24 protein-coding genes and 2 pseudogenes are annotated in these 22,309 nt (G+C 69.9%); 11 read left to right on the forward strand and 15 right to left on the reverse strand.

Annotation, left to right across the window (positions count from 1 at the left end):
- Positions 1-11: 11 nt before the first annotated feature.
- The 4 genes from KK483_RS26195 to KK483_RS26210 are packed head-to-tail and all read right to left on the reverse strand — an operon-like array spanning position 12 to position 3,420.
- Positions 12-1,490: a phage portal protein gene (locus KK483_RS26195; protein WP_262007668.1), complete on the reverse strand. Its 1,479-nt coding sequence runs from the start codon at positions 1,488-1,490 to the stop codon at positions 12-14.
- Positions 1,487-1,648 carry a hypothetical protein gene (locus KK483_RS26200; RefSeq protein WP_262007669.1) on the reverse strand — a complete coding sequence of 54 codons (162 nt, stop codon included), beginning with the start codon at positions 1,646-1,648 and terminating at the stop codon, positions 1,487-1,489. Before KK483_RS26200 ends, KK483_RS26195 begins: the two co-directional genes overlap by 4 nt.
- On the reverse strand, positions 1,645-2,904 hold the full coding sequence (locus KK483_RS26205) for a PBSX family phage terminase large subunit (RefSeq protein ID WP_262007670.1): 1,260 nt from the start codon (positions 2,902-2,904) through the stop codon (positions 1,645-1,647). Before KK483_RS26205 ends, KK483_RS26200 begins: the two co-directional genes overlap by 4 nt.
- Positions 2,905-2,907: 3 nt before the next feature.
- Positions 2,908-3,420 (reverse strand): helix-turn-helix domain-containing protein, encoded by a 513-nt coding sequence (locus KK483_RS26210; RefSeq protein WP_262007671.1) that lies wholly within the window; start codon positions 3,418-3,420, stop codon positions 2,908-2,910.
- A gap of 32 nt (positions 3,421-3,452) precedes the next feature.
- Here KK483_RS26210 and KK483_RS26215 point away from each other — a divergent pair, with 32 nt between their 5' ends.
- Entirely contained in the window at positions 3,453-4,103 is a 651-nt protein-coding gene (locus KK483_RS26215) for a hypothetical protein (protein WP_262007672.1), read from the forward strand.
- A gap of 144 nt (positions 4,104-4,247) precedes the next feature.
- Here KK483_RS26215 and KK483_RS26220 read toward each other — a convergent pair whose 3' ends face one another.
- The 10 genes from KK483_RS26220 to KK483_RS26265 form a co-directional block, all read right to left on the reverse strand.
- Positions 4,248-4,808, reverse strand: coding sequence for a DUF2637 domain-containing protein (locus KK483_RS26220; RefSeq protein WP_262007673.1), 561 nt, complete (start codon positions 4,806-4,808; stop codon positions 4,248-4,250).
- 111 nt (positions 4,809-4,919) lie between these two features.
- A complete protein-coding gene (locus tag KK483_RS26225; RefSeq protein WP_262007674.1) occupies positions 4,920-5,213 on the reverse strand; it encodes a hypothetical protein in 294 nt (97 codons plus the stop codon).
- Positions 5,214-5,309: 96 nt separating this feature from the next.
- Positions 5,310-5,546: a hypothetical protein gene (locus tag KK483_RS26230; protein WP_262007675.1), complete on the reverse strand. Its 237-nt coding sequence runs from the start codon at positions 5,544-5,546 to the stop codon at positions 5,310-5,312.
- 564 nt (positions 5,547-6,110) lie between these two features.
- Positions 6,111-6,908, reverse strand: a complete 798-nt coding sequence (locus tag KK483_RS26235) for a hypothetical protein (protein ID WP_262007676.1) — start codon at positions 6,906-6,908, stop codon at positions 6,111-6,113.
- 1,384 nt (positions 6,909-8,292) lie between these two features.
- Entirely contained in the window at positions 8,293-9,057 is a 765-nt protein-coding gene (locus KK483_RS26240; RefSeq protein ID WP_262007677.1) for a cell surface glycoprotein, read from the reverse strand.
- Positions 9,054-10,010, reverse strand: a complete 957-nt coding sequence (locus tag KK483_RS26245) for a mucin-2 (protein ID WP_262007678.1) — start codon at positions 10,008-10,010, stop codon at positions 9,054-9,056. The genes KK483_RS26240 and KK483_RS26245 overlap by 4 nt, the downstream gene beginning before the upstream one ends.
- A gap of 74 nt (positions 10,011-10,084) precedes the next feature.
- The gene (locus KK483_RS26250; protein WP_262007679.1) at positions 10,085-10,708 is read right to left on the reverse strand and encodes a hypothetical protein; all 624 of its coding nucleotides are present in this window, start codon (positions 10,706-10,708) and stop codon (positions 10,085-10,087) included.
- Positions 10,705-11,103 carry a hypothetical protein gene (locus tag KK483_RS26255; RefSeq protein WP_262007680.1) on the reverse strand — a complete coding sequence of 133 codons (399 nt, stop codon included), beginning with the start codon at positions 11,101-11,103 and terminating at the stop codon, positions 10,705-10,707. Before KK483_RS26255 ends, KK483_RS26250 begins: the two co-directional genes overlap by 4 nt.
- Positions 11,100-11,477 carry a hypothetical protein gene (locus KK483_RS26260; RefSeq protein ID WP_262007681.1) on the reverse strand — a complete coding sequence of 126 codons (378 nt, stop codon included), beginning with the start codon at positions 11,475-11,477 and terminating at the stop codon, positions 11,100-11,102. Before KK483_RS26260 ends, KK483_RS26255 begins: the two co-directional genes overlap by 4 nt.
- Positions 11,478-11,510: 33 nt before the next feature.
- Entirely contained in the window at positions 11,511-11,702 is a 192-nt protein-coding gene (locus tag KK483_RS26265) for a hypothetical protein (RefSeq protein ID WP_262007682.1), read from the reverse strand.
- 464 nt (positions 11,703-12,166) lie between these two features.
- Between KK483_RS26265 and KK483_RS26270 the strand changes: the two genes are divergently transcribed.
- The 7 genes and pseudogenes from KK483_RS26270 to KK483_RS26300 all read left to right on the forward strand — a co-directional run bounded on the left by KK483_RS26270 (position 12,167) and on the right by KK483_RS26300 (position 18,363).
- Entirely contained in the window at positions 12,167-12,616 is a 450-nt protein-coding gene (locus KK483_RS26270; RefSeq protein WP_262007683.1) for a helix-turn-helix transcriptional regulator, read from the forward strand.
- A gap of 30 nt (positions 12,617-12,646) precedes the next feature.
- Positions 12,647-12,997, forward strand: coding sequence for a hypothetical protein (locus tag KK483_RS26275; protein ID WP_262007684.1), 351 nt, complete (start codon positions 12,647-12,649; stop codon positions 12,995-12,997).
- A complete protein-coding gene (locus KK483_RS26280) occupies positions 12,994-14,646 on the forward strand; it encodes a recombinase family protein (protein ID WP_262007685.1) in 1,653 nt (550 codons plus the stop codon). The genes KK483_RS26275 and KK483_RS26280 overlap by 4 nt, the downstream gene beginning before the upstream one ends.
- Positions 14,647-14,684: 38 nt before the next feature.
- A pseudogene (locus KK483_RS26285) lies at positions 14,685-15,338 on the forward strand (ATP-binding protein); the annotation flags it as partial.
- A gap of 85 nt (positions 15,339-15,423) precedes the next feature.
- Positions 15,424-16,590, forward strand: a complete 1,167-nt coding sequence (gene dprA, locus KK483_RS26290; RefSeq protein ID WP_262007686.1) for a DNA-processing protein DprA — start codon at positions 15,424-15,426, stop codon at positions 16,588-16,590.
- Between the two features lie 255 nt (positions 16,591-16,845).
- Positions 16,846-17,682 carry an RNA polymerase sigma factor WhiG gene (gene whiG, locus KK483_RS26295; RefSeq protein ID WP_262007687.1) on the forward strand — a complete coding sequence of 279 codons (837 nt, stop codon included), beginning with the start codon at positions 16,846-16,848 and terminating at the stop codon, positions 17,680-17,682.
- Between the two features lie 120 nt (positions 17,683-17,802).
- Positions 17,803-18,363: a TetR/AcrR family transcriptional regulator gene (locus tag KK483_RS26300; RefSeq protein WP_262009699.1), complete on the forward strand. Its 561-nt coding sequence runs from the start codon at positions 17,803-17,805 to the stop codon at positions 18,361-18,363.
- A gap of 422 nt (positions 18,364-18,785) precedes the next feature.
- On the opposite strand, the pseudogene KK483_RS26305 reads toward KK483_RS26300, so the two are convergent.
- A pseudogene (locus KK483_RS26305) lies at positions 18,786-19,265 on the reverse strand (peptidoglycan DD-metalloendopeptidase family protein); the annotation flags it as partial.
- Positions 19,266-19,524: 259 nt separating this feature from the next.
- Here KK483_RS26305 and rpsB point away from each other — a divergent pair.
- The 3 genes from rpsB (at position 19,525) to pyrH (ending at position 22,300) form a co-directional block, all read left to right on the forward strand.
- Positions 19,525-20,412, forward strand: coding sequence for a 30S ribosomal protein S2 (rpsB, locus tag KK483_RS26310; RefSeq protein WP_262007688.1), 888 nt, complete (start codon positions 19,525-19,527; stop codon positions 20,410-20,412).
- 110 nt (positions 20,413-20,522) lie between these two features.
- Complete coding sequence (tsf, locus tag KK483_RS26315) at positions 20,523-21,359, forward strand: translation elongation factor Ts (protein ID WP_262007689.1); 837 nt, start codon at positions 20,523-20,525, stop codon at positions 21,357-21,359.
- Between the two features lie 158 nt (positions 21,360-21,517).
- Positions 21,518-22,300: a UMP kinase gene (gene pyrH / locus KK483_RS26320; protein ID WP_262007690.1), complete on the forward strand. Its 783-nt coding sequence runs from the start codon at positions 21,518-21,520 to the stop codon at positions 22,298-22,300.
- Positions 22,301-22,309 lie beyond the last annotated feature (9 nt).

The following is a 22,309-nucleotide window of genomic DNA, read 5'->3' on the forward strand; positions in this document are numbered from 1 at the left end:
TGCACCCCCGATCAGGCGGCGAGCGGGAAACTCCCGACGGGGTCGGGGGCGGCCTGCCCGGTCTCGTCGAGGATGCGGGCGACCTCCGCGGCGACCGCGGTGTCGTCCCAATCCGGGTGCAGTAGACGCACCTTCGTGTCGGTGCTCACGGCCTGCGCCTGCGCGAGCAGGGACAGGGTTTGCGCGGTGCTCCCGGGGTCCTCTGCGACTCCGTCGCCGATGTCAACCACGGGCCGCTCGTCGACGGTCTTCCCGCCGAACTGGGCCCGGTCGACGGCGAGCAGGACACGCAGAATGTCCGCGATGGCGCGGCGCCAGTACCGGGCCTTCTTGCCCCTGGTCACCATCGACCGATGGAGACGGGCGGCAACCTCGGTTGCTGTGACGGCGGCCCCGTCTCCGTCGAGTCCGACGGACGCCGGGGAGTAGCCGGCCGCGGTCGTGGCCTGCCTCACGATGGCCTCGGCCGTCGCGCGGTGCTCTTCAACGCGGATAGCGAACTGAGAAAGCGTGATCCCGTTGCCCTGCTCGGTGGGCGGAATGGCGAGGCTCTGCCATACCTCCCGGTCGTCGTCGAATGTGGCGCCCCGGCCGGGGCCCTGACTGCGCAGGTACCCGTCGGGGACGATGATGCGGGACCGCGCGAGGCGGATGTCGCGCAACCACGATGACCACGTTTCGTCGAGGGCGTCGAGCAGGTCGTGCATGCCCTGTAGGTCACTGCGCCCCCACGGTGCGCCCCGGTGCTTCCGGTTCGGGGCGATGTTGGGGACGTATACGGCGGTGAGCAGGTCGACCCCGGTTGCGATGCTGTCGCCCTCGGAGCCGAGCGATTCGGCGAGGGCGGCCGTGTCGGGGTGTTCGGTGAGCGGCACGCGGCGGCCGAGCTGGTCCTCGGTGCCCTCGTACAGGCCGTGCAGGATTGCGCCCCGCTCGTGCCGTTCGAGGTGGCGCCACACCGTCGACGTCGTCGAGGGCAGGGTGCGCCAGAAGGTGACGGCCGTCATGATCCCGAACCGCCACTCGGGGGCGGCCTGGTCGGGGTGCACGGCAGTGATCAGGGGACGGTCAGGGGCGGCGTCGCGGTCCCAGGTGACACGCAGGAACACGCCCGACAGAGCGGCGGCAGTCTCGGCCGCGGCGAGCAGCAACTCGGGCACGCCCCCGGCGTCGAGCAGCTCGTCGAGGCGGTCCTGCGTCACGGTGTCCTCGACAGTGACGACGGGGGTGTCGGCGAACAAGAGATCCGCACTCGTCTGCGCTATCTCGCCGGCGAGGGGGATGTGCAGGCGCCTGTCGGATTTGCCCGGCTGACGGTGACGGCCCCACAGCCGGCGGCGGCCGTCGGCCCGGTGCTGCGGGGCATGCCGGTAGACCTTGGCGAGGCGGTCGGGGTCTCCGGAGTACCACGCGTCGTCGACCTTGATATCGGCGTACAGCGGGGCGAGGTTCCGCGGCGGCCACGCGGTCCCGTTGTCGGGCAGGCTCACGTCGGCGCCTCCTCTCCGGGGCCGGCGGCGAGCTGCTCCGCGGCGGTGCGCAGCAACTCGGCGACGGCGTGTGGGAGTTCCGCCGGGGCGTCCGTGGTCACGGTGCCGACTTCGGCCTCGGTGCCGCCGACGCGCAGGTGCACGGGCAGGGTGATCATGCGGCGGTCGCCTCCTTCGGCACGGTGAGCAGGTGGCGCCACTCGTGGGCGGTCGAGTGCACGACGTAGCGCAGGGCGTCGACGGAGTGGTCGGCCGTCTTGATCGGCTTGTCTTCACCCTTGGCGGATGCGGCCGGGTCCCATGAGTAACCGGGGATCTCGTCGAGCAGGCCGGTACAGGACTCGTGCACGCGCAGCAGGCCGGCGCCGAGGGCGGACGACACGGACCGGATGCCGGCCTTCACGTCGTTGTCGGCCCGAGTGACGCCCGGGTGCCCGTCGGCCCATAGCTGCGTCTGGAAACTCGCGGCCGAGGGGTCAATGAACGTCCATTCCGGCTCGACCTGCTGCCCGTCCAGCCATGCCCGGACGGCCTCGCTGTACTGCGCGTCGGTCATCTGCCGGTGCGCGGTCTTGCTGTCGTGGCGCCACTCGCTCACCACGTACAGGCGGTCGTCGGCGCCGAGTCCCAGCACCAGGGCGGCGAACGGGTTGGTAGTGCCGTAGTCCGCGGCGGCCCAGTACCGGAGCATCGGCGGCAGGGTGTCGACGACGTGCTGCTGCTCGTCCCAGGTGTCGAACACTGCGCCCTCGGCGACGACCCATGCCCCGTCGATCATGCGGCGGCGCCACAGGCCGACGTATTCGGCGGTGAGGTCGGCGACGTATTGCCGCGTGAGCGACGGGTTGTCGGCGAGCTTGAAGTGCCAAGAGCGCAGGTTGAGTTCGCCGGCCCTGTCGAGATATCCGACTTTGAGCCAGTGCCGCGGGCTGTCCGGGTTGGTCGTGGCGAGCAGCCGCGCCCCGGGGGTCGACAGGCGGGCGAGTAGCTGTGTCCAGAACGATTCTGGAACGAGGGTTGCCTCGTCGACGTAGGCGAGTTGGGCCGTGAGTCCTCGCAGGCGGCCTTCGGCGCGGACGTCGGATGCGCCGATCAGGTGCACCGTGCGGCCGAGGATCGTTGCCGTGGTGGCGCCCCGGGTGTGGTGGATGTGGCGGGCGAGGGGGCCGAACAGGGCCGGATCGGTGAGCGGTTCGAACACGTTCCGCTCGATGGTCTGCAAGCTGCGGCCACAGATCAGGACGAGTCCCGACGGGCCGGCGGCGGCGACGGCGATAACGAACGCAAGGAGGGATGCAACGGTCTTGCCTGATCGGACGCTGCCGTGCCAAAGGTTGATACGGGCGGTCGCACGGCCGATGCTGCGCAACTGCTTGCAGGACAGGGGCAGGTCGAGTTCGGGGGGCAGGTGCACGGTTCACCCCCCGTCGTCGGCCCCCTCGTCGTCGGCGAACGCTTCGGTAAGGACCGTTCCGAGGGTGCCGAGCATCGAACGGACGTCCTCGGCGTTGTCTCCGCCCTCGGCCGGGGCGAGCTTCAACGACTTGTCCACAGCGGTGGATACCGCGGCGAGGATCTGCCGTTGATCGGTGAACGTTGGCCGGTCGAGGGCCTGCTCGCTCCAAACGTTGTCCTTGCCTCCGAACGAGCCGATGGTGCAGGGGGCAAAGAGCTGTGCGTGCAGCCGCTCGGCTGACTTGTGCAGGGACTCGGCGAACCGAGCGCGCCGCTCGGCGAGGTCGACGCGTCGGGCCTCGGTCGCGGCGACCACTTCGGGCCCGCGCTCGAATGACAGGTCCAGTTCGCGGGCGATCTTGGAAACGGTCGAGCCGCTGCGCCCGATGGTGCGCGCGATTTCATTTCGGCTCTTGCCCTCGGAGTGCAGCCGGCGGACCTGGTCGCGGTCGGCATCGGTGATCGGTTCGCGCACAGTTCACCCCCGAGTGACGTCACACTGTCCGCGTGAATGCTGCTTGGGATCTCATAGTCAAGATCACAACGGGTGCCTTGGGCGGAGCCGTTGTTGTCCTGCTCTTCGCCCCCTATGTGGCGCATCGACAGGAGGTCGGTAAGGCGCGAGCGACCGCGCTACTGGAGCTGCGAGCGCGAGTGGGGGCGGACCTTTCGTATCTCCGGTACAACCACCTGAGAATACGGGCGAAAGGGAGCTATGTGGGTGACCCGTTCTCCGTGACCCATCGGGCTGCGCTCGCCATGCAACTTGCATCCTCGGCTTGGGGGTTGTCTCCCGGGATGCAAGAAAAGGTCCGCTCTCGCTTGGTCCCCATCTTCGGCGAGGCCACCCTCAGAGTTGCTGAGCGGTTCGCCTTGGCTCCGTTCGAGAAAGGAAGCCCCGCGTCAGATGCTGCAACGTGGAGCGCCGCAATGCTTGCGGTCGGGGAAGAGTTTCTCGACGTGGGTGCACCAGTCGAGGGCAGTTACGCCCTGCTTGCTGACGACCCGTTGAACAACGGCAGGTATGAACAGGTTGAGGCGGACCTCGTGAAGCTACTCAATTGCCTTGGGGGACAAGCGCAGTTGGGGAGGCGGCGTCCCAAGGGTGTGCGGCTTTCCTTCGGGTGGTCGCGGCGACGCCCCGCTGCCGGGGGGTGACAGCGGGGCGTCGAGTCGAGGGGGAGTTTCCGGGCACGCCGGAGACGCCTCCCATTAGATCACGGATTGATAACGGTGACAATGTGGGTTCCGAGGCTGACTCGACGATGTCGCGCAGCTCGCTGCCTCGGGTGCGCTTGAGTTTCAACGCCTTGTCGAGGGCCTCGGCCGTTGGTTGCTCGCCGGTCTCCCTGGGCAGGCGCCGGTACGCGGAGACGGGCATCCGCCAGGGCGTCGACGACGACGGGTGGTGCCTCGACGGCGGCGGCTGAGGCCGAGCAGGGCAAGCGGCGACGCGGCGGCGTCGACCGCGACCGCGTCGATGTCGGCGGCAGGCAGCTTCCGCACGAGTAGCTCGGTGGCGACAAGCTGCGTCACGGGCGGCACGACGGCGATAGCGACACCGAGCAGGATTCCGTCGGAGTGCGCCACGTTGAACGCGAGGGACACCGCGGCGAACGCGACAACGGTTGCCCAGTAGGTGGCGACGGGGCGGCCGGCATGCTTGGCGGCGACCACTCCCACGGTGCCGACGACGGCGCCTCCGTCGACGAGAATGGCGAACATCCGTCCGACGTCCGGGTCGACTCCGTGCTCGGCGGCGAGGGCGGTAAGCGCCTCGAACGGCAGGCGGAACGCGAGGAACGTGAATGCCCCGGTTGCGAGGATGGCCGCGGCGATGGGTGCGCGCGACGCGCTACTCACGCCCGGGCGTGCGTAGGTAGGTGATGCGTAGCCATGGCGGGGATAGCTCCCGTAGTGGTCAGGATCCGGTCGGTGATGTGCAGTCACCGGTCGGGCCTGCTTCATACGGTGCTACTCGGCGCGGTGCTCGCGCAACTTCCGGTAGACGTATGTTGGCGTCACGCCGAATGCGTCTGCGATCCGATCGGCCGTCCACCCTTCTCGGCTCGCCTCGGTCATGAGGTCGGGCAGTGTGGGCTCAACTGCTTTCCAGATCAGGCGGGCCGACGCGGCGCGCAGCAACCGGTGATCGAGGGACTCGGCGGCGGCCTGCTCCGCGGCCTTCCGGGTGTCGTACTCGTGCAGCGCCTCGCGCATCTGCTCGGCGAGACGCTGCTCGGCGGTGGATGGCCGCTTGCTGCTCATGCCGGCTGCTCCTTTGAGGACGGGGCCCGCCCCGTGGCGTGCGGGGCGGGCGAAACGGTACCGGCCGTCAGGCGAACAATGCGCCCTGCTCGGCGCCTACCCGGGCGAGGTCGAACAGGGCAGCATCGGCCGGCGCGGCGCTGATCCACTCGCCGCGCCACGTTCCCGCGGGGCGCTGCTGCGCACAACGCGACTCGTGGTCGTCGGGGCCTGCTCGGAGGCGGTGGCCTCGATGGTGTCGACCAGGTCGACGGTTGCGGCGACGAGGGGGGACTCGGCGGCGAGGCGGGCGGCCTCGGCGCGCTTCTCGGCGGCGCGGTGGCAGGGGCGCACAGCTCATATCCCTTGTCGAACAGGGCGATGGCTTCCTCGTCGGACAGGTACGTGGTGATCCCGCGACCACACATGCCGTCGTCGTTGCTCGGCGAGTAGTGCACGCGCTTGCCCCTGCCGATGACGGCGCACCTGACGCCGGCCTGCTCGGTGAACGTCTGCTGCTCCATGGGGTTGGCTTCCGTGGCTGTGGTGGGTGCCGGTATTCAGCCGGCGGGTTTCCGGTGTCGACCGTACTAGGTTCTGAACTAAGTTCACAACGGGTCAGATCAGGATTCGCCACCAACTCCCTTGGGTACGGTGGGGGTTGTCTGCGCGCGCCTTTTGCGGGAGGGGGATCCCACCTGTGATCCCCCAACGGAAGGGGTGCAGACATGGGGGATGACCAGCGGTCAACCCGACGGGCAAAGCTGACGGCCGAGATTGCTAAGCGAATTGCCGTGGCACTGAGCGCACGTGCTCTGTGGGCGGTAATCGTTGAGCTGATGCGAGGTGAAGGCTGATGCTCGGGAGAAGGTACGTCGGGCGCTCCATCCCGTGAGGCGCCCGCCGCGCCTTCTCCGCCTAGGCCGCACGCTGCTCGTGGTCCTCAGCCTGCCCGTTGGCGAGCAGCAGGGGGAGGCAGGCCGGCCACTCCCATACGCGACGGCCGCGGGCGTCCCGGCTGGTGTCCGCTCCGCACGCCTCCCCCGTCCGGCATGTCACCGTCGGCGGCTCGGTCAGGGCCGCACGGACGACCAGGGCACCCCCACACGCCGGGCACGGGGTCGGCAGGGTGCGGCTCCCGGTGATTGCGTCCGCGGCAACGATGCGGGCGACGCGCTGCTCGCACGCCCGGGCCACCCGCGCGGCTTCGTCCAGCGCCCACTCGGGGAGCGGGGAGTATGGGGCGGCCATCAGCCGGCCGTCGAGCAACTCGGGCTCGGTGTCCTCGTCGAGCACACGCCCCTCGATGAACAGGGCGGCCCAGTGCAGCCCATGCGCGCGGGACCCTATGGCCGTGCGCGCGTCCGGCGCTCCCGGGTCTACGAACGTCCATCGGCGCGGGTCGTCAACGCCGGCGTGCTGCACGGTCGCGGCGAGGGTGTCAGCGAGGTCGAACACCTGCTGCTCGACGAACAGGCACGCGTCGAGGGCGTCGAGGTTCGCCGGCGCCGGGTGCTGGCGCAGGGTGAGCGGCGTCCGGTCCTCGACCAACAGGGCCCCGTCGTCGGCGGCGCCCGTGTTCAGGAATGCGCGGGTCTCGGCCGGCGGCCACGTCGAGGGAGCGGGCGGCGTCTCGACGGCGGCGAGCAGGGCGCCCCACTGCTCCCGGATAGTGCGTAGGCGGGCGGCGGTACGGATGGCGACGGGGTGCTGCATGGCTGGTGTCTCCTTGGCGGAGTGTGGCTGGTGTGCGGGGTGCGGCGGGTTGTGCGGCGGTCTGGTTGAACAGCTCGGCGGCGGTAAGGCGTTGCTTGTCGACCAGGGCGACGACGTCGAGCAGTGCGAGGGCGTGCTCGGTACGGGTGATGTGGATAGTGCGGCGGCTCAGGCTCGGTAGGGGGTGACTGTCCGGGGGCGGGTGAGGGGGGAGCAGTCCGGCCGCACCCTGCGCGCGGGGGCGGCTGCGACCGGTCGCGGGGGCTGATCAGAGCGGGGGCTTGTGGGATGTACCTCCGACGGGATGTAGTCGTTCCGAATTCTATTATTCCATGGCCGGCGCATTCCGCCCATGGATGGAAGATGCATGGTGGGATAGCGCTGCCCGTTCGGATTCTCCCGATGGGGTCGCATGGGCGCTGGTCGAGACCGCGGCCATATGGGCTGCGGCCGGCGCGGCACTCGGTGATCGCGTAATGGTTCCGGTCGATCACCTCGGGGCGATCTGGCGCGCGACTCTACGGTCCGGGGGTGTCAATGCGACCCGGTCTAGTCGAGTGAACTAACTGTCCGTGTCTCGGCCGCTGTTGGTGCTGCTCGTTCTGTCGGTTACCGGGGCCGGGTGGCGGTTCGGGGTGCGCTCGGGTGCCCTCTTGCCCTGGGCGGGGTGGCGGTGCGGGCAAACAGTTTGGCCGCATTGTGATCTGCATCACTGCTAGCGGTGACTGCTCTGGTCCGAGTTTCGTGTGGGCGTGAATCGCCGTGCGGCCCTTGCTCGAATGACCTGCGGTTTTGACGACCGCCTATTAACAACAATACCCCCTATAGGTCACGTGTGTGCTGTGCATGTAAAAGCTTGTCTGGGTGCTCCCCTAGTTCCGTGGTGTAGCGTATTAACACCCTTGAAGGCTGTCTCGCGTGAATGTGAGACCCGGCCGTGAAGGGAGGTGAAAGGCGTATGGCTGCCGGACCGGAGCCCGATCGGGACCCCAGGCCGGCGGAGGTCGCACGTCGCCGTTGGGCGCGAGTTCCTCGCGTGCTGCGGCCCGTGGTTGTGATCGTGCAGCTCACCTACTACGCGCTCTGCGTATGGCGGGAGTTGTAAGCTCTTGACCTCGGTAAATGTGTCGAGGGTCCACCCGGGAGCGGGTAGACCCTCGTAGGCCACGCCTGCCGTGGGCTCCGTGCCGTTCTTCCGGGCGGGTACGGAGCCCACGCTTCTGAGCGTGGACTGTGACAGCTACTGTAGCACTAATACCCTCAAGTTTTGGGCCGCATTCCGGCTGATTATTCGCAAGCTATTGGCGAATCTAATTCGCGAAATAAATCGGCAAACTATTCGGCTCAGGATTCCGCAACGTTTTCGGTGCTCGTCCGAGCGGTACTAGCCCGCGGCATGGTTCAGATGGCCCCGCGCGGACGTCGAGGCACAACGCCCTCCCAGAGCATCAGACCTACTGTCAGAGCGGCATGCGGCCGACTCCGGCGCGTAGCGGCGGGTGGTGGCGAGGTCTAGCCGCGAGGGATGCGCGGTGCGGCGCGGTGTGCGGCGGTAGGTCATGCACGGCTCGCCTGCGCGAGCTCGGCACTGTTCGTACGGACATGCCACGTCGAGAGGGTCGGGCAGATTGGCGGCGGCGAGGCGTTCCCGCTCGGTGCGGCGTGGCCGATGGACGGAGATCTCCTGGGTGACGCTGCGAGGGATGTACTCGCCGAGGGCGGCGAGGCGTTCGGCGACTTCGGGGGTGGGCCCGCCGGTCAGTTCTTTGATGGTCGAGGCGGTCAGTGCGCCGGTCGCGACGGCGTGCCGGGTGTCGAGCAGTTCGGCGCGGTAGGCGGCCGGGTCGTCCGGGTCGGCGGCGGGAACGGGGTCGTGGTGGCGGTCGACCACGTCGCGGCGGAAGTCGTGCCACGGGCGGGACACGTCTGACGGTTTGATCGGGTACGGGCTGGTCGCGATGTGGTGGCGCACGATCTGTGCGGCGTCCCAGTGGCGGCCTGCTGGGTGGGGTGCGGTCGGCGGCACGTCGGTGAGCAGGTCGGCCCACTGGTCGAGGGTTTCGTCGGCGGCGGCCTGGTCGGCAGGGGCGCTGCGCGGGTCGAGGCGCACTGCGTAGGCGAGCAGGGCGGCGACTTCCTGGCGGTTCACTGGGCGGACTCCTGGGGGTCGTCGAGGGCGGCCGTGCGGAACAGGTCGGCGGCGCGCTGTACGCGGCCGGGGCGGGCAGTATTGAGGGGGATCACGTCGGCACCGGGCGAGGTCGGGGCGCCGGTGGGCACCGGGGGGAGCGCGGTCCAGCCGGGCACGAAATATCGGACCGACCGCGGGCGGGAACGGGCGCGGCGCCACTGCTCGCGGGCGTGGTCGACCAGGGCCGGCACGGCCGTGCGCTTCACGATCGCTTCAAGGTGGAACCAATCGGCCTCGGTGAGGGACCACTCGACGACGACGCCGGCGGCGGTGAGCGCGTCCCGCAACGGCCGAAGGTTCGGCGGGACGGCCGGGGTCGAGCCGTAGCTAGCTGGCTGTACCTCCGTAGGAGGTACAGCGGGACGGGCCGGGTCGGGTCGGGGGGACCGTGACGGGTCGAGGTTGTCACGCTGTGACTGGTCGCCCTGACCTGCGATGTCTTCCGGAAACTCGATTTGATTCGCGGACGGTTCGCGCTTTTCCGGCCTCGGATCGTCGTCGATTCGCGGACGATTCGCCGACGGATCGAGCGGATTACGCTCCTGGTTCCGCTGCTCCGCGGCCCGTTCGCGGGCCCGCTGCTGGCGCTCGGCGGCCTTGGCGCGGTCGTCCTCGACGCGCGCGCGGGTCGGGTTGTAGATCAGGAAGTCGTGCATCACGTAGTCGCCGGCGGGCGGCTGCTTGCACCGGGTGCAGTCGTGGCCGGCGGCGTGCCACAGGCTGGACGCGACCAGCTTCCGGGCCTGGGGCGCGGTGCCGTACAGCTGGGCGACGACGCCCGGTATCACGCCTTCGGTGAGGTGCTGGGCGGCGTAGGCGCCGGCGCGGACCCACAGGCCGAGGGCGGCGTTTCCGGCTCTCAACAGCTTGGGGTGCGCGTGCGCGGTGTCGTCGACTTTGAACCACGTCACGGGGGTTGTGCTCCTGTCGGGGTGGGGCGCCGGCGGCGAGGGGCGTTGGTGGCCCGTCCTCGCCGCCGGGCCAGTCATGCGGCGGTGAAGTAGGGGCGGGTTCGTGCCGGCTGGTGCTCGTCGCATCGCCACCCGCACGAGTAGGGCCGTACGGGCTGGGCGCCGCACCGGGGGTTCCCGTGAGCGCAACCGTCCGCGGTCGCGGGGTTGTTGCACGCGTTGCAGTACCGGCGGCCGTCGGCGCGGTGCCGGCCGTGTACGGCCTGGTCGTGGTCGCACGACGGGGCACGGTGCTGCATGCCCTTGACGGCGGCGAGGCTGGTGCGGTCGCGCTGCCGGGTGGCCTGGTCATCGACGTGCGCGGGGTCGCAGCACTGCGGCCGGTCGCACGACGGTCGGACGTTGCCCACAGGCTCGAGGCCGGTCCGCAGGATGAACGCGGCCTGAAACGCGGTGTAGTCGCGGCCTCGGTGGCGAAACCTTCCGCCCCCCTTGGCGGGCCGGCCGGTCCACTCGCGGTGTCCGTTGTCGGTCGAGCGGGTGCGGGCGGCGAATGCCTTCGCCAGTCCCTCGGGCGCGCGCGGGGCGGCGGCCTGGTCGGCGTCGACGGCGAGCTGTCCGGGCACCTGCTCGACCGGTCCGGAGTCGAGAAGTCGGCGCATGCGGTCGAGGCTGGCCTCGGTGGTGCGGGCGGTCACTGCTCACCCCCGGTGGTGATCGCGGCGAGCTGGTGCGCGAGGGCGCCCGTGCGCCACGCCTCGGCCGTCGCGTCCTTCCCGCCCTTGCGCCACGTGAGGGCGTGCGTGCGGGCGCGGGTCGGCTTGATGACGATGCCCGGCACGTCGTGTACTTCACCGGTCGTCTTGTCGGCGACCTTCGGGGCGCCGGCGGCCTCCATCTCGGCGACGAACTCGGCGAGTTTCCACGGCTTGACCGTGCGCATCACGGCGTTGATCGCGGTGAACACGCGCGGTGCGTCGGTCGGGGCGCCCTCGGGTGCCAGCACGTACACCACGTCGGGCGTGCGGGCGGGGGCCGAGGGGGCGATCGCGCGCGGGTCAGTAAGGGCGGTAGGCAGGGTGGTGACAGTCACGGGCGCGTGCTCCGGTTCGTGCGGTGGTGGCGTATGTGGGCGGCGAGGCGGGTGATTCGGCCGGCGAGGGTGATCGCCCTATCGGGGTCGAGCAGGTCGTCGAGGTCGGCGGCGATCGGCGCCTCGGCGGCGAGGGCTTCGCGGCTTCCATCCGCGGCGGCGGCGCGCATCGCCCGAACGTGGTCGGGCATGTCGTGCGCGTAGATCGCGTGGTCGAGGGCGCGCACGTTCTCGCCGTGGTGGGCGAGCAGGGCGCCGAGGTCGTCGGGCGCCTCGACGTAGGCGAGGGCGAGGTCGTCGAGCAACTGCTCGGCGTGGGCGGCGATCGGCAGACGGACGGCGAGGCCGTCGGCGGTGAGCTGGGGTCGGATCATCGGTGCAGCTCCTCGGGCATGGTCGGCGCCTCTTCAGGCGGCGGCGCGGTCCTCGACGGTGAGCGCCTGCTGGCGCTGCTGGCGTTCGAGGCGGCGCAGGATCAGTTCGACCTCTGTGGGGAGCCGACCCGCGGCGCGGTCGCGGTCGCGGCGGCGCCGGGCGGCATCGAGGATGCGGCGGGCGTTAGCAATGGCCTGCTCACGGGGGATCACGGCGCCGGTCATGCGGCTGCTCGCTTCACCAGCTGACTGGCGGAAATGCCGTAGTGCTCCTCAACAGCTGCGGCAACTGCGGCACTTGGGGCGGTATGCCCGTTCCACAATCGCCATGCAGTGTTACGTGCAACCTGCAACCGATTTGCGGTGTCTGATGGGGTGCGGTCACCCGCCTTACGGGCGGCAGTAACCAGTTGAGCGCGGTCGTACATGCGAAAACCGTCCTTCCGTGGACGACGTGTTTCCGTCCACGGGTGGAACGTTACATGATCCAAGCGTTCGGGAGTCAAATTTTCTTCCGGGTCCTCACGGGTGAAGTACGTTGACAGACGGCATATGTCCGACAACAATCGATCATGAGTTCGACGACATTAATGCAGCTCAAGAGGGGTGAACCGTGTTGAATCGAGATGCCGCCGAGAGGGTCGGCTGATCGTGTGCGCGCCACGGTCCACACGAGGTATGTTCCATCCATGGAACACATGAACCCACGCGGGGATGATCTCGCAACCCCGGAAGAGTTCGCCGCCTGGTTGAAGCGTCAACTAGAGCAGCGCGGATACGACCTACGACCGAGGGGCGGCGGACAAACCAAGTTCGCCACGGATTCCGGCATCGGCGCCGGCACCGTCAGCCGCATGCTGCGCGGTCAGTCCGCAACCGAAACCCGCGTACTCCAGACGCTCGCTCAGTCCCTGCAGTTGCCGCTCTCCGAGGTACTTGTCGCAGCCGGTGTCCTCAACCGCGTCGAACTGGAAAACGTCCGCCACCCCGCCCCCCGCACCAACCCGCTGACCCCGGAGCAAGCAGCCGACGAACTAGGCATCACCGACCCCCAATCTCGCCGGCTCTTCATCTCCATGACCGAGACCCTGCGCCAGCAGCGCGCCGAGAACGGCGAGGGACGCATCGCCGAGAACTAACCCGACGGAGGCACAGTGACCCACCGATACATGCCCGTATTCGCCTTCATCCTGCTGCTGGTGGGGCTGTCAGCGGGCGTTGTCGGACTGCTCGGCAACAACGACTACACATGGCGCGCCGGACTCTTCATCGTCCTGACTGCCGTCCCCCTGCTCATCATCCGCACTGTGCATAACTCTGAGCGCGCCACAGCCGAACAACTTGCTGACGCCGACCGCGCCGGCTACATCCGCGCCCTGGACCACGTTGCGCGCGGCCTGCTCGACGCCCCCGCCTCACCCACTCCCGGGCACCGTATCGACCACACCGAGCAGGCCGCGGGCAACGTGATCACACTGTGCCCACGTCAGCTACAGCAACCCGAACGGAAGGCGCTGTGACGACCCTCAACACACCAACCACGCTCCGCAGCTCACCAGCCGCAGACAACGACGCCGAACCGTGGCTCGCCTACCTGCGCGTCTCCACATGGCGCGAGGACAAGATCAGCCTTGACCTACAGCGCACGGCGATTCAGGCATGGGAACGGCGCGGACCACGCCGGGTCACCGAGTACATAGAAGACCCGGACGTGACAGGCCGAAACTTCAAACGCAAGATCATGGGCTGTATCCGACGCGTCGAAGCCGGCGAAGCCCGCGGCATCGTCGTATGGAAGTTCAGCCGATTCGGCCGCAACGACATGGGCATCGCCGTCAACCTCGCCCGCGTCGAGAAAGCCGGCGGCGACCTGGTGTCCGCCACAGAAGACGTAGACGCCCGGACCGCCGTAGGACGCTTCAACCGCCGCATCCTGTTCGACCTCGCCACCTTCGAAAGCGACCGCGCCGGCGAGCAGTGGAAGGAAACGCACCAGTGGCGGCGGACCCACGGCCTACCCGCGACCGGCGGCCGGCGCCTCGGCTACATCTGGCACCCGCGACGAATCCCTCACCCCACCGACCCCGGACAGTGGACGACACAGAAGGAGTGGTACGAAGTCGAGGGCAGCGCGCGCGACCATATAGAGGACCTGTACGCGCGCAAACTCGGCGACGGCTACCCCACCGCCGAGGGGTACGGCAGCCTCGCCACATGGCTAAACGGCCTCGGTCACCGGACCGGCGATGGGAACCCATGGCGAGCCGACAGCTTGCGCCGCTACATGCTGTCCGGATTCGCGGCCGGAATGCTGCGCGTGCATCACCCAGACTGCCGATGTGACTACACGGCCAACGGCGGCCGATGTACGCGGTGGGTACACATCGATGGTGCACACGAGGCGATCATCACCCCGGAGACATGGGAGCGGTACGAGGCGCACGTCCTCGAACGCCGACGGATGACACCAAGGGCCCGGAACCCTACTTATCCGCTGACCGGACTCATTCGGTGCGGAGGATGCCGCGAGGGCGCCGCCGCGACCTCGGCTCGTCGGAAGTCCGGCCAGGTCCTCGGGTACGCCTACATGTGCGGCCAGAGCCGAAACGGCCTGTGCGAGAACCCGGTATGGGTTCAGCGGTACATAGTCGAAGACGAGGTACGCGGGTGGCTCGCCCGCGAGGTCGCAGACGATATCGACGCCGCTCCAGCAACGCCCGAACCGGTAGAGAAGGACAATCAACGGGGACGCGAAGAGAGGGAACGCGCACGGCTGGAGGGTGAACACACCCGCTTGACGAACGCGTTGACGAACCTCGCCGTTGACCGCGCCATGAACCCAGAGTCGTATCCCGAGGGCGTGTTCGAGGCCGCGCGGGAACGGATCGTGAAACAGAAGCAAGTCGTTACGGAAGCACTCGAAGCCCATGCCGCGGTTGAGGCCATCCCCGAGCGCGCCGCGCTGATGCCTCTTGCCGTTGGTCTACTGGCGGAGTGGGACACCTTCCACGTTCCCGAGATGAACGGCATGCTTCGGTCCCTGATCCGACGCGTGGTACTCACCCGCGGCGCCAAGGGGCAAAAGGGTGTCGAGGGTAGCGGAGAGACCCGGATCGAGGTCCATCCCCTTTTCAAGCCCGACCCTTGGGCGGACGACGCCCCGCAGTAACACGCGGCACGCACCGGGCGTAGCCACCTGTTTTACACGTCTCGTTCCTGGACGAGGCCCCCGAATTCTCCACCAAAGTGCTCGACGCCCTGCGGCAGCCACTGGAGTCCGGCCGTGTGATCGTCGCGCGCAGCGCGGGCGTGGTGCGGCTGCCGGCCCGCTTCCTCATGGTGCTGGCCGCCAACCCTTGCCCGTGCGGACGGCACACCCTGCACGGTTCCGGATGCGAGTGTCCCGCCTCGGTGATCCGGCGCTACCAGGCGCGGCTGTCCGGGCCGCTCCTCGACCGGGTCGACCTGCGGGTCGAGGTGGAGCCGGTGAGCCGTTCCGATCTGCTCGGCCAGGGCGGCCGGGGCGAGTCCACGGAGACCGTCGCCGACCGGGTCCGTGAGGCCAGGGACCGGGCGGCCGCGCGGCTGGACGGCACGCCCTGGAGCGTCAACAGCGAGGTGCCCGGCCATGAGCTCCGCACCCGCTGGCAGGTGGCTCCCGGCGCCCTCGCCGCCGCCGAGCGCGACATGGAGCGGGGCATGCTCACCGCCCGCGGTATGGACCGCGTCCTGCGCGTCGCCTGGACCGCCGCCGACCTCGCCGGCCGCGACCGTCCCACCGTCCAGGACGTCGCCCTCGCCCTCCAGCTGCGCACCGGCATCGCGCGGGGCGCCCTGGTCCTGATCGGGGCCGAGCCGTGACGGGGAGCGGTGCGGGGGCCGGGAGCCGCAGCGCCGGGACCGCCGGGCAGGGCGGCGTCGCCACGGTGCGGGTCAGGGGTGGCGCATGGCCGCCGGTGTGAGCGACGAGGAGCGGCTGGCACGTGCAGCGTTGACGCGGGTCGTCGAACCGGGTGACGAGCACGGCGGCAGGTGGCTGCGGGAGCACGGGGCCATGGAGCTCATGGCGCGGCTCACCGCGCCCGTGCTTCCCGAGGGCACTCTCCGGGGTGCGGGCGAGCAGCGGATCGCGAGCTACCGGACTCGGGCCGCGGCGGCCGACCCCGCGCGCGATCTCGACACGGCGGAAGCGGCCGGGGGCCGGTTCCTCTGTCCGGGTGACCCGGAGTGGCCGAGCCAGCTCGACGACCTCGGGGACGCCAGACCCGTGGGGCTGTGGGTGAGAGGCCGCTTCGACCTGCGGATATGGGCGCTGCGCTCGGTCGCCGTCGTCGGCGCACGGGCCTGCACACCGTACGGCGCCCATATGGCCGCGAGCCTCGGCTCGGGGCTCGCCGAGCGGGGCTGGGTCGTCGTCTCCGGTGCCGCGCACGGCGTCGACGGCGCCGCCCACCGCGGCGCGCTCGCCGCCGCGGGAGCGACCGTCGGGGTGCTGGCCTGCGGGGTCGACGTCGTCTACCCGCGTTCCCACGCCGAGTTGATCGGCCGCATCGCGGAACAGGGCCTGCTCGTCGGCGAGTTGCCGCCGGGCGGCCACCCGACGCGCAGCCGGTTCGTCCTGAGGAACCGGGTGATCGCCGCCCTCACCCGCGGCACCGTCGTCGTGGAGGCCGAATACCGCAGCGGGTCGCTCGTCACCGCACGCGCCGCCCAGCGCCTCGGCCGCTTCACGATGGGCGTTCCCGGCCCGGTGACCAGCGGACTCTCGGCCGGAGTGCATGAACTCCTGCGCGGAGAGGCCGTGCTCGTCACCGACGCCGACGAAGTCGTCGAGCTGGTCGGGGACATCGGCGAACTCGCCCCGGCCCGCAGCGGCCCCGTCTTCGCCCGGGACCTCGTCGGGCCCGCCGGAGCACGGATTCTGGAGGCATTCCCGGCCCGGGGTGTCCTCGGTGCGGGTGACATTGCGCGCGGTGCCGGCGTCACGACGGACGAGGCGCTCGGCAGGCTGTACGAACTGCACTCGCTGGGGTTCGTCGAACGGCACGGCGACGGCTGGACGTTGACGCAGGCCGCGATACAGCCGTCGAACACCCGGCGAGGCGGTGCTTGACCTGGCGCATTCGGGTGAAAGGGTGAGGCCGATGACCTCCGCGGCTCACCCCGGACATCCCCAGGGGGCCGGCGCACACAGCGTCGGCCCTTGTTCGAAGGTGTGCCCGACGGCCCCTACCCGCCCAGGCGCGATCCGCCGGTCTTCGCGCACCGCAACCGCGCAGTCACGCTACGCTCACCGGGTTCCCCGCCCAGCCACCCGCCCAGAGAGACATCCCTCCCCACCTCACAGCAGAACGGCTCAAGGCAACGCATGCCCCAGCACACCTCCGGGTCTGACCGCGCGGCAGTGCCCCCCGCTGCCCGTGGCACCGTGCGGCCGCCCGCCCCCTCGTCGCTCGACGAGTTGTGGCGGTCGTACAAGGCGACGGGCGACGGGCGGCTGCGGGAGCAGCTGATCCTGCACTACTCACCGCTGGTGAAGTACGTCGCGGGCCGGGTGAGCGTCGGGCTGCCGTCCAACGTCGAGCAGGCGGACTTCGTCTCCTCGGGGGTGTTCGGACTCATCGACGCCATCGAGAAGTTCGACATCGAGCGGTCGATCAAGTTCGAGACGTACGCGATCACCCGCATCCGGGGAGCCATGATCGACGAGCTCCGGGCGCTGGACTGGATCCCCCGCTCGGTGCGGCAGAAGGCCCGCGCCGTCGAGCGCGCCTACGCCACCCTGGAGGCGCAGCTGCGGCGCACCCCCTCCGAGAGCGAGGTCGCCGCCGAGATGGGCATCGGTCTGGAGGAACTGCACTCGGTCTTCAGCCAGTTGTCCCTGGCGAACGTCGTGGCCCTGGAGGAGCTGCTGCACGTCGGCGGGGAGGGCGGCGACCGGCTCAGCCTGATGGACACGCTGGAGGACACCGCGGCGGACAACCCGGTCGAGGTCGCCGAGGACCGTGAGCTGCGCCGGCTCCTCGCCCGCGCGATCAACACGCTTCCCGACCGCGAGAAGACCGTCGTCACCCTTTACTACTACGAGGGCCTCACACTCGCCGAGATCGGCAACGTCCTCGGGGTCACCGAGAGCCGCGTCAGCCAGATCCACACCAAGTCGGTCCTCCAGCTGAGAGCGAAGCTGGCCGACGTCGGCCGCTGAAAAGCGGCAGGTGACACGTGGCCGGGGGCGGGCGCCCGGGCGCCGATTCGTCCCCGACCCCGCCCGCCCGTGCAGTCCCGCCCGTAAAGTGGACCCGTGCCCAGGATTCGAGCGGCCTCCGTGGCCGAGCACCGGACCATGCAGCGCGGCGCCCTGCTGGATGCCGCGCGTTCCCTGCTGTCCGAAGGCGGTACCGAGGCGCTGACCTTCCCCGCTCTCGCCGAGCGCACGGGCCTCGCCAGGTCTTCCGTGTACGAGTACTTCCGCTCGCGCGCCGCTGTGGTCGAAGAGCTCTGCGCCGTCGACTTCCCCGTCTGGGCGGCCGAGGTGGAAGCGGCCATGGAGCAGGCCGGGACGCCCGAGGGCAAGGTCGAGGCGTATGTGCGCCAGCAGCTCGGGCTGGTCGGTGACCGGCGCCACCGGGCAGTCGTCGCCATCTCCGCGAGCGAGCTCGACGCGGGGGCCCGAGAGAAGATCCGCGCCGCCCACGGCGGCCTCGTGGCGATGATCGTCGAGGCCCTCGGAGAGCTCGGCCACGAGCAGCCCCGCCTGGCCGCGATGCTGCTCCAGGGCGTCGTCGACGCGGCCGTCCGCCGGATCGAGCTCGGCGCGGCGGAAGACCCGTCCGCGATCGCCGATGCCGCGGTGTCGATGGCCCTCCGCGGCGTCCGCGGCGACTGAGCCCGCACACCTCGCCCACCCCGCACACCCCGCCCTCCTCGCCCACCCCATCGCACGCGCCCTTCGGGTGCCCCACCAGCCGTCCGCGCGACCCCGACACCGCTCCGCCGTGGCAGGGTCCGCGCCGTACGGCTCCGCAGGGGTCGACGGAGCGCCCTGTGCGACCAGATGGCCGCCGCGGCCAGCACGATCGCCTGGAGCGAGCCCCCACCGGCATGCGACACAGCCGCCGCGGGCACAGCTGCCGCCGCGGGAACCGGCTCCACCGCGGGCACCGGCTCCGAGGGCGGGGCAGGGACACCGAAGACCGGCAGCAGCCGCGACGGACCGCGGCGCAGCGCCGACGGGGGCAGCAGGGACAGCGGGTCGAGGTACTGCTCGCCGCGGCGCAGACCCCAGTGCAGACAACCCTGCGGACAGTGCGAAGGACCGTCCGCGACCACCGCCACCACCTGTCCCTCGGCCACTTCGTCACCCGCCCGGACCATCGCCCGTACCGGCTCGTAGGTGGTGCGCAGCGGCGGATCGCCCGTGCCCGGCAGGGTGACCGACAGGACACCTCGCCCGGCCACCGCCCCCGCGAAGGACACCCGGCCCGCCACGGCGGCCCGCACCTCCGTGCCCCCAGGGGCCGCCAGGTCGACGCCGCGATGCCCCCGCCCGTACGGACCGGCCGGTGGCTCCCAGCCCCGCACCACCGCCGGACGCGGCGGGCCCACGGGCCAGACGCCCGCCTCCGGCCGGACGCCCGCCTCCGGCCGGACGCCCGCCTCCGGCCCGACGCCCGCCGCCGGCGCCGCCGCCCACGCCGCCGCGCCCGGGACCGCCGCAGGCGTCGCCGCCGGAAGCAGCGCAACGACCACGGCCACCAGTGCGACCGTCACGACTCGTACGCGATTCATGACGCAGACGGTCCCGCATCCGCCCCGTTCTCGCTGATCACGGCCCGGATCTGTGGACAACCAGCCGGTTGTGGACAGCGCCGTCACCCGGCACTGCGCCGGTCCCGTACACTTCTTCTGGCGATCCGGGTCACCGGGTCGACTTCGCACGCCCCGCCACCACCCACATCAGCGGAAGGTGGCCGCGCCTCTCGGTCCTCTGCGGCACGGCGCGCCGGGGCGTCAGGACACAACCGAGAAAACTCAAGGAGATACGGCCATGGCCGTCGTCACGATGCGGGAGCTGCTGGAGAGCGGCGTCCACTTCGGTCACCAGACCCGTCGCTGGAACCCGAAGATGAAGCGCTTCATCTTCACCGAGCGCAACGGCATCTACATCATCGACCTGCTCCAGTCGCTGTCGTACATCGACCGCGCCTACGAGTTCGTCAAGGAGACCGTCGCGCACGGCGGCTCCATCATGTTCATCGGCACCAAGAAGCAGGCCCAGGAGGCCATCGCCGAGCAGGCGACCCGCGTCGGGATGCCGTACGTCAACCAGCGCTGGCTGGGCGGCATGCTCACCAACTTCTCCACCGTCTACAAGCGCCTTCAGCGTCTGAAGGAGCTCGAGGCGATCGACTTCGAGGACGTGGCCGCCTCCGGCCTCACCAAGAAGGAGCTCCTGGTCCTCTCCCGCGAGAAGGCCAAGCTGGAGAAGACCCTCGGTGGTATCCGCGAGATGCAGAAGGTGCCGAGCGCCGTCTGGATCGTCGACACCAAGAAGGAGCACATCGCCGTCGGTGAGGCGCGCAAGCTCCACATCCCGGTCGTCGCGATCCTCGACACCAACTGCGACCCCGACGAGGTCGACTACAAGATCCCGGGCAACGACGACGCGATCCGCTCCGTCACGCTGCTCACCCGCGTGATCGCCGACGCCGTCGCCGAGGGCCTCATCGCCCGCTCCGGTGTCGCCGCCGGTGACCAGAAGCCGGGCGACAAGGCCGCGGGCGAGCCGCTGGCCGAGTGGGAGCGCGACCTCCTCGAGGGCGAGAAGAAGGCCGACGAGACCCCCGCCGCCGAGGCCGAGACCCCGGCTGCCGAGGCCGAGAAGCCGGCCGAGGCTGTTGCCGAGGCGCCGGCCGCGGACGCCGAGCAGGCCTGACACCCCAGGTTCGGATGTTGACGGCGGGGGCCCATGAAGCCCCCGCCGTCGACCCGTAGATCGTTCGAATCTTCGACCTCAGCTCTTCGACTTCAGAGAGATTCCCAGACATGGCGAACTACACCGCCGCTGATGTAAAGAAGCTCCGCGAGCTCACCGGCGCGGGCATGATGGACTGCAAGAAGGCGCTCGACGAGGCCGAGGGCAACGTCGACAAGGCCGTCGAGGCCCTGCGCATCAAGGGCCAGAAGGGCGTCGCCAAGCGCGAGGGCCGTTCCGCCGAGAACGGCGCGGTCGTCTCCCTGATCGCCGACGACAACACCTCCGGTGTCATCGTCGAGCTGAAGTGCGAGACGGACTTCGTCGCCAAGGGCGAGAAGTTCCAGGCCGTCGCGGGCTCGCTCGCCACCCACATCGCGAAGACCAACCCGGCCGACGTCGAGGCGCTGCTCGCCTCCGAGATCGAGCCCGGCAAGACCGTCCAGGCGTACGTCGACGAGGCCAACGCCAACCTCGGCGAGAAGATCGTCCTGGAGCGCTTCGCGCAGTTCTCCGACGGCTACGTCGCCGCCTACATGCACCGCACCATGCCCGACCTGCCCCCGCAGATCGGTGTGCTCGTCGAGCTCGACAAGCCGAACGCCGAGGTCGCCAAGGGCGTCGCCCAGCACATCGCCGCCTTCGCGCCGAAGTACCTCTCCCGTGAGGACGTCCCGGCCGAGGTCGTCGAGGCGGAGCGCCGCGTCGCCGAGGAGACCACCCGCGCCGAGGGCAAGCCCGAGGCCGCCCTGCCGAAGATCGTCGAGGGTCGCCTCAACGGCTTCTTCAAGGACGCCACCCTGCTCGGCCAGCCGTACGCGCTGGACAACAAGAAGTCCGTCCAGCAGATCCTGGACGACGCCGGTGTCAGCCTGAAGCGCTTCGCGCGCATCAAGGTCGGCATCTGAGCCGGTACGCGACCGGCATGGGACCCCGCTAGGGTTTCCCAGCAGTCGTCGGCCGCGTGGACGCCGGACGACCGCAGATCTGACGAGGAGGCCATTGCCGCAGGGACACCAGCACCCACCGGCAATGGCCTTCTTCGTATGTGCACGAGGAGATCTCCATGAACAAGGGCGCGGAAGCCAACCAGGCTGCCGACGACAAGAGCGACCACACCGGCAAGAAAGCCGGCCGCTTCATGCTGAAGCTGTCCGGGGAAGCCTTCTCCGGCGGCACCGGCCTGGGCGTCGACCCCGACGTCGTCCACGCCATCGCACGTGAGATCGCCGCGGTCGTCCGGGACGGCGCACAGATCGCGATCGTGATCGGCGGCGGCAACTTCTTCCGTGGCGCGGAGCTCCAGCAGCGCGGCATGGACCGGGCCCGCTCCGACTACATGGGCATGCTCGGGACGGTTATGAACTGCCTCGCGCTCCAGGACTTCCTGGAGAAGGAGGGCATCGACTCCCGCGTCCAGACCGCCATCACCATGGGCCAGGTCGCGGAGCCGTACATCCCGCTGCGGGCCGTGCGCCACCTGGAGAAGGGCCGCGTGGTCATCTTCGGCGCCGGTATGGGCATGCCGTACTTCTCCACCGACACCACCGCGGCCCAGCGCGCCCTGGAGATCGACGCCGAAGCCCTGCTCATGGGCAAGAACGGAGTCGACGGGGTCTACGACTCCGACCCCAAGGCCAACCCGGACGCGGTGAAGTTCGACGCGCTGGAGTACGGCGAGGTGATCACCCGCAATCTCAAGGTCGCGGACGCCACCGCCGTCACCCTCTGCCGCGACAACGATCTGCCCATCCTCGTCTTCGAACTCCTCGCGCCGGGCAATATCGCGCGGGCCGTCCGGGGTGAGAAGATCGGCACGCTCGTGAGCGACCAGGGCACCCGGGCCTGAACCGGGGCA

The organism is Streptomyces sp. FIT100, from assembly GCF_024584805.1.
GTDB lineage: Bacteria > Actinomycetota > Actinomycetes > Streptomycetales > Streptomycetaceae > Streptomyces.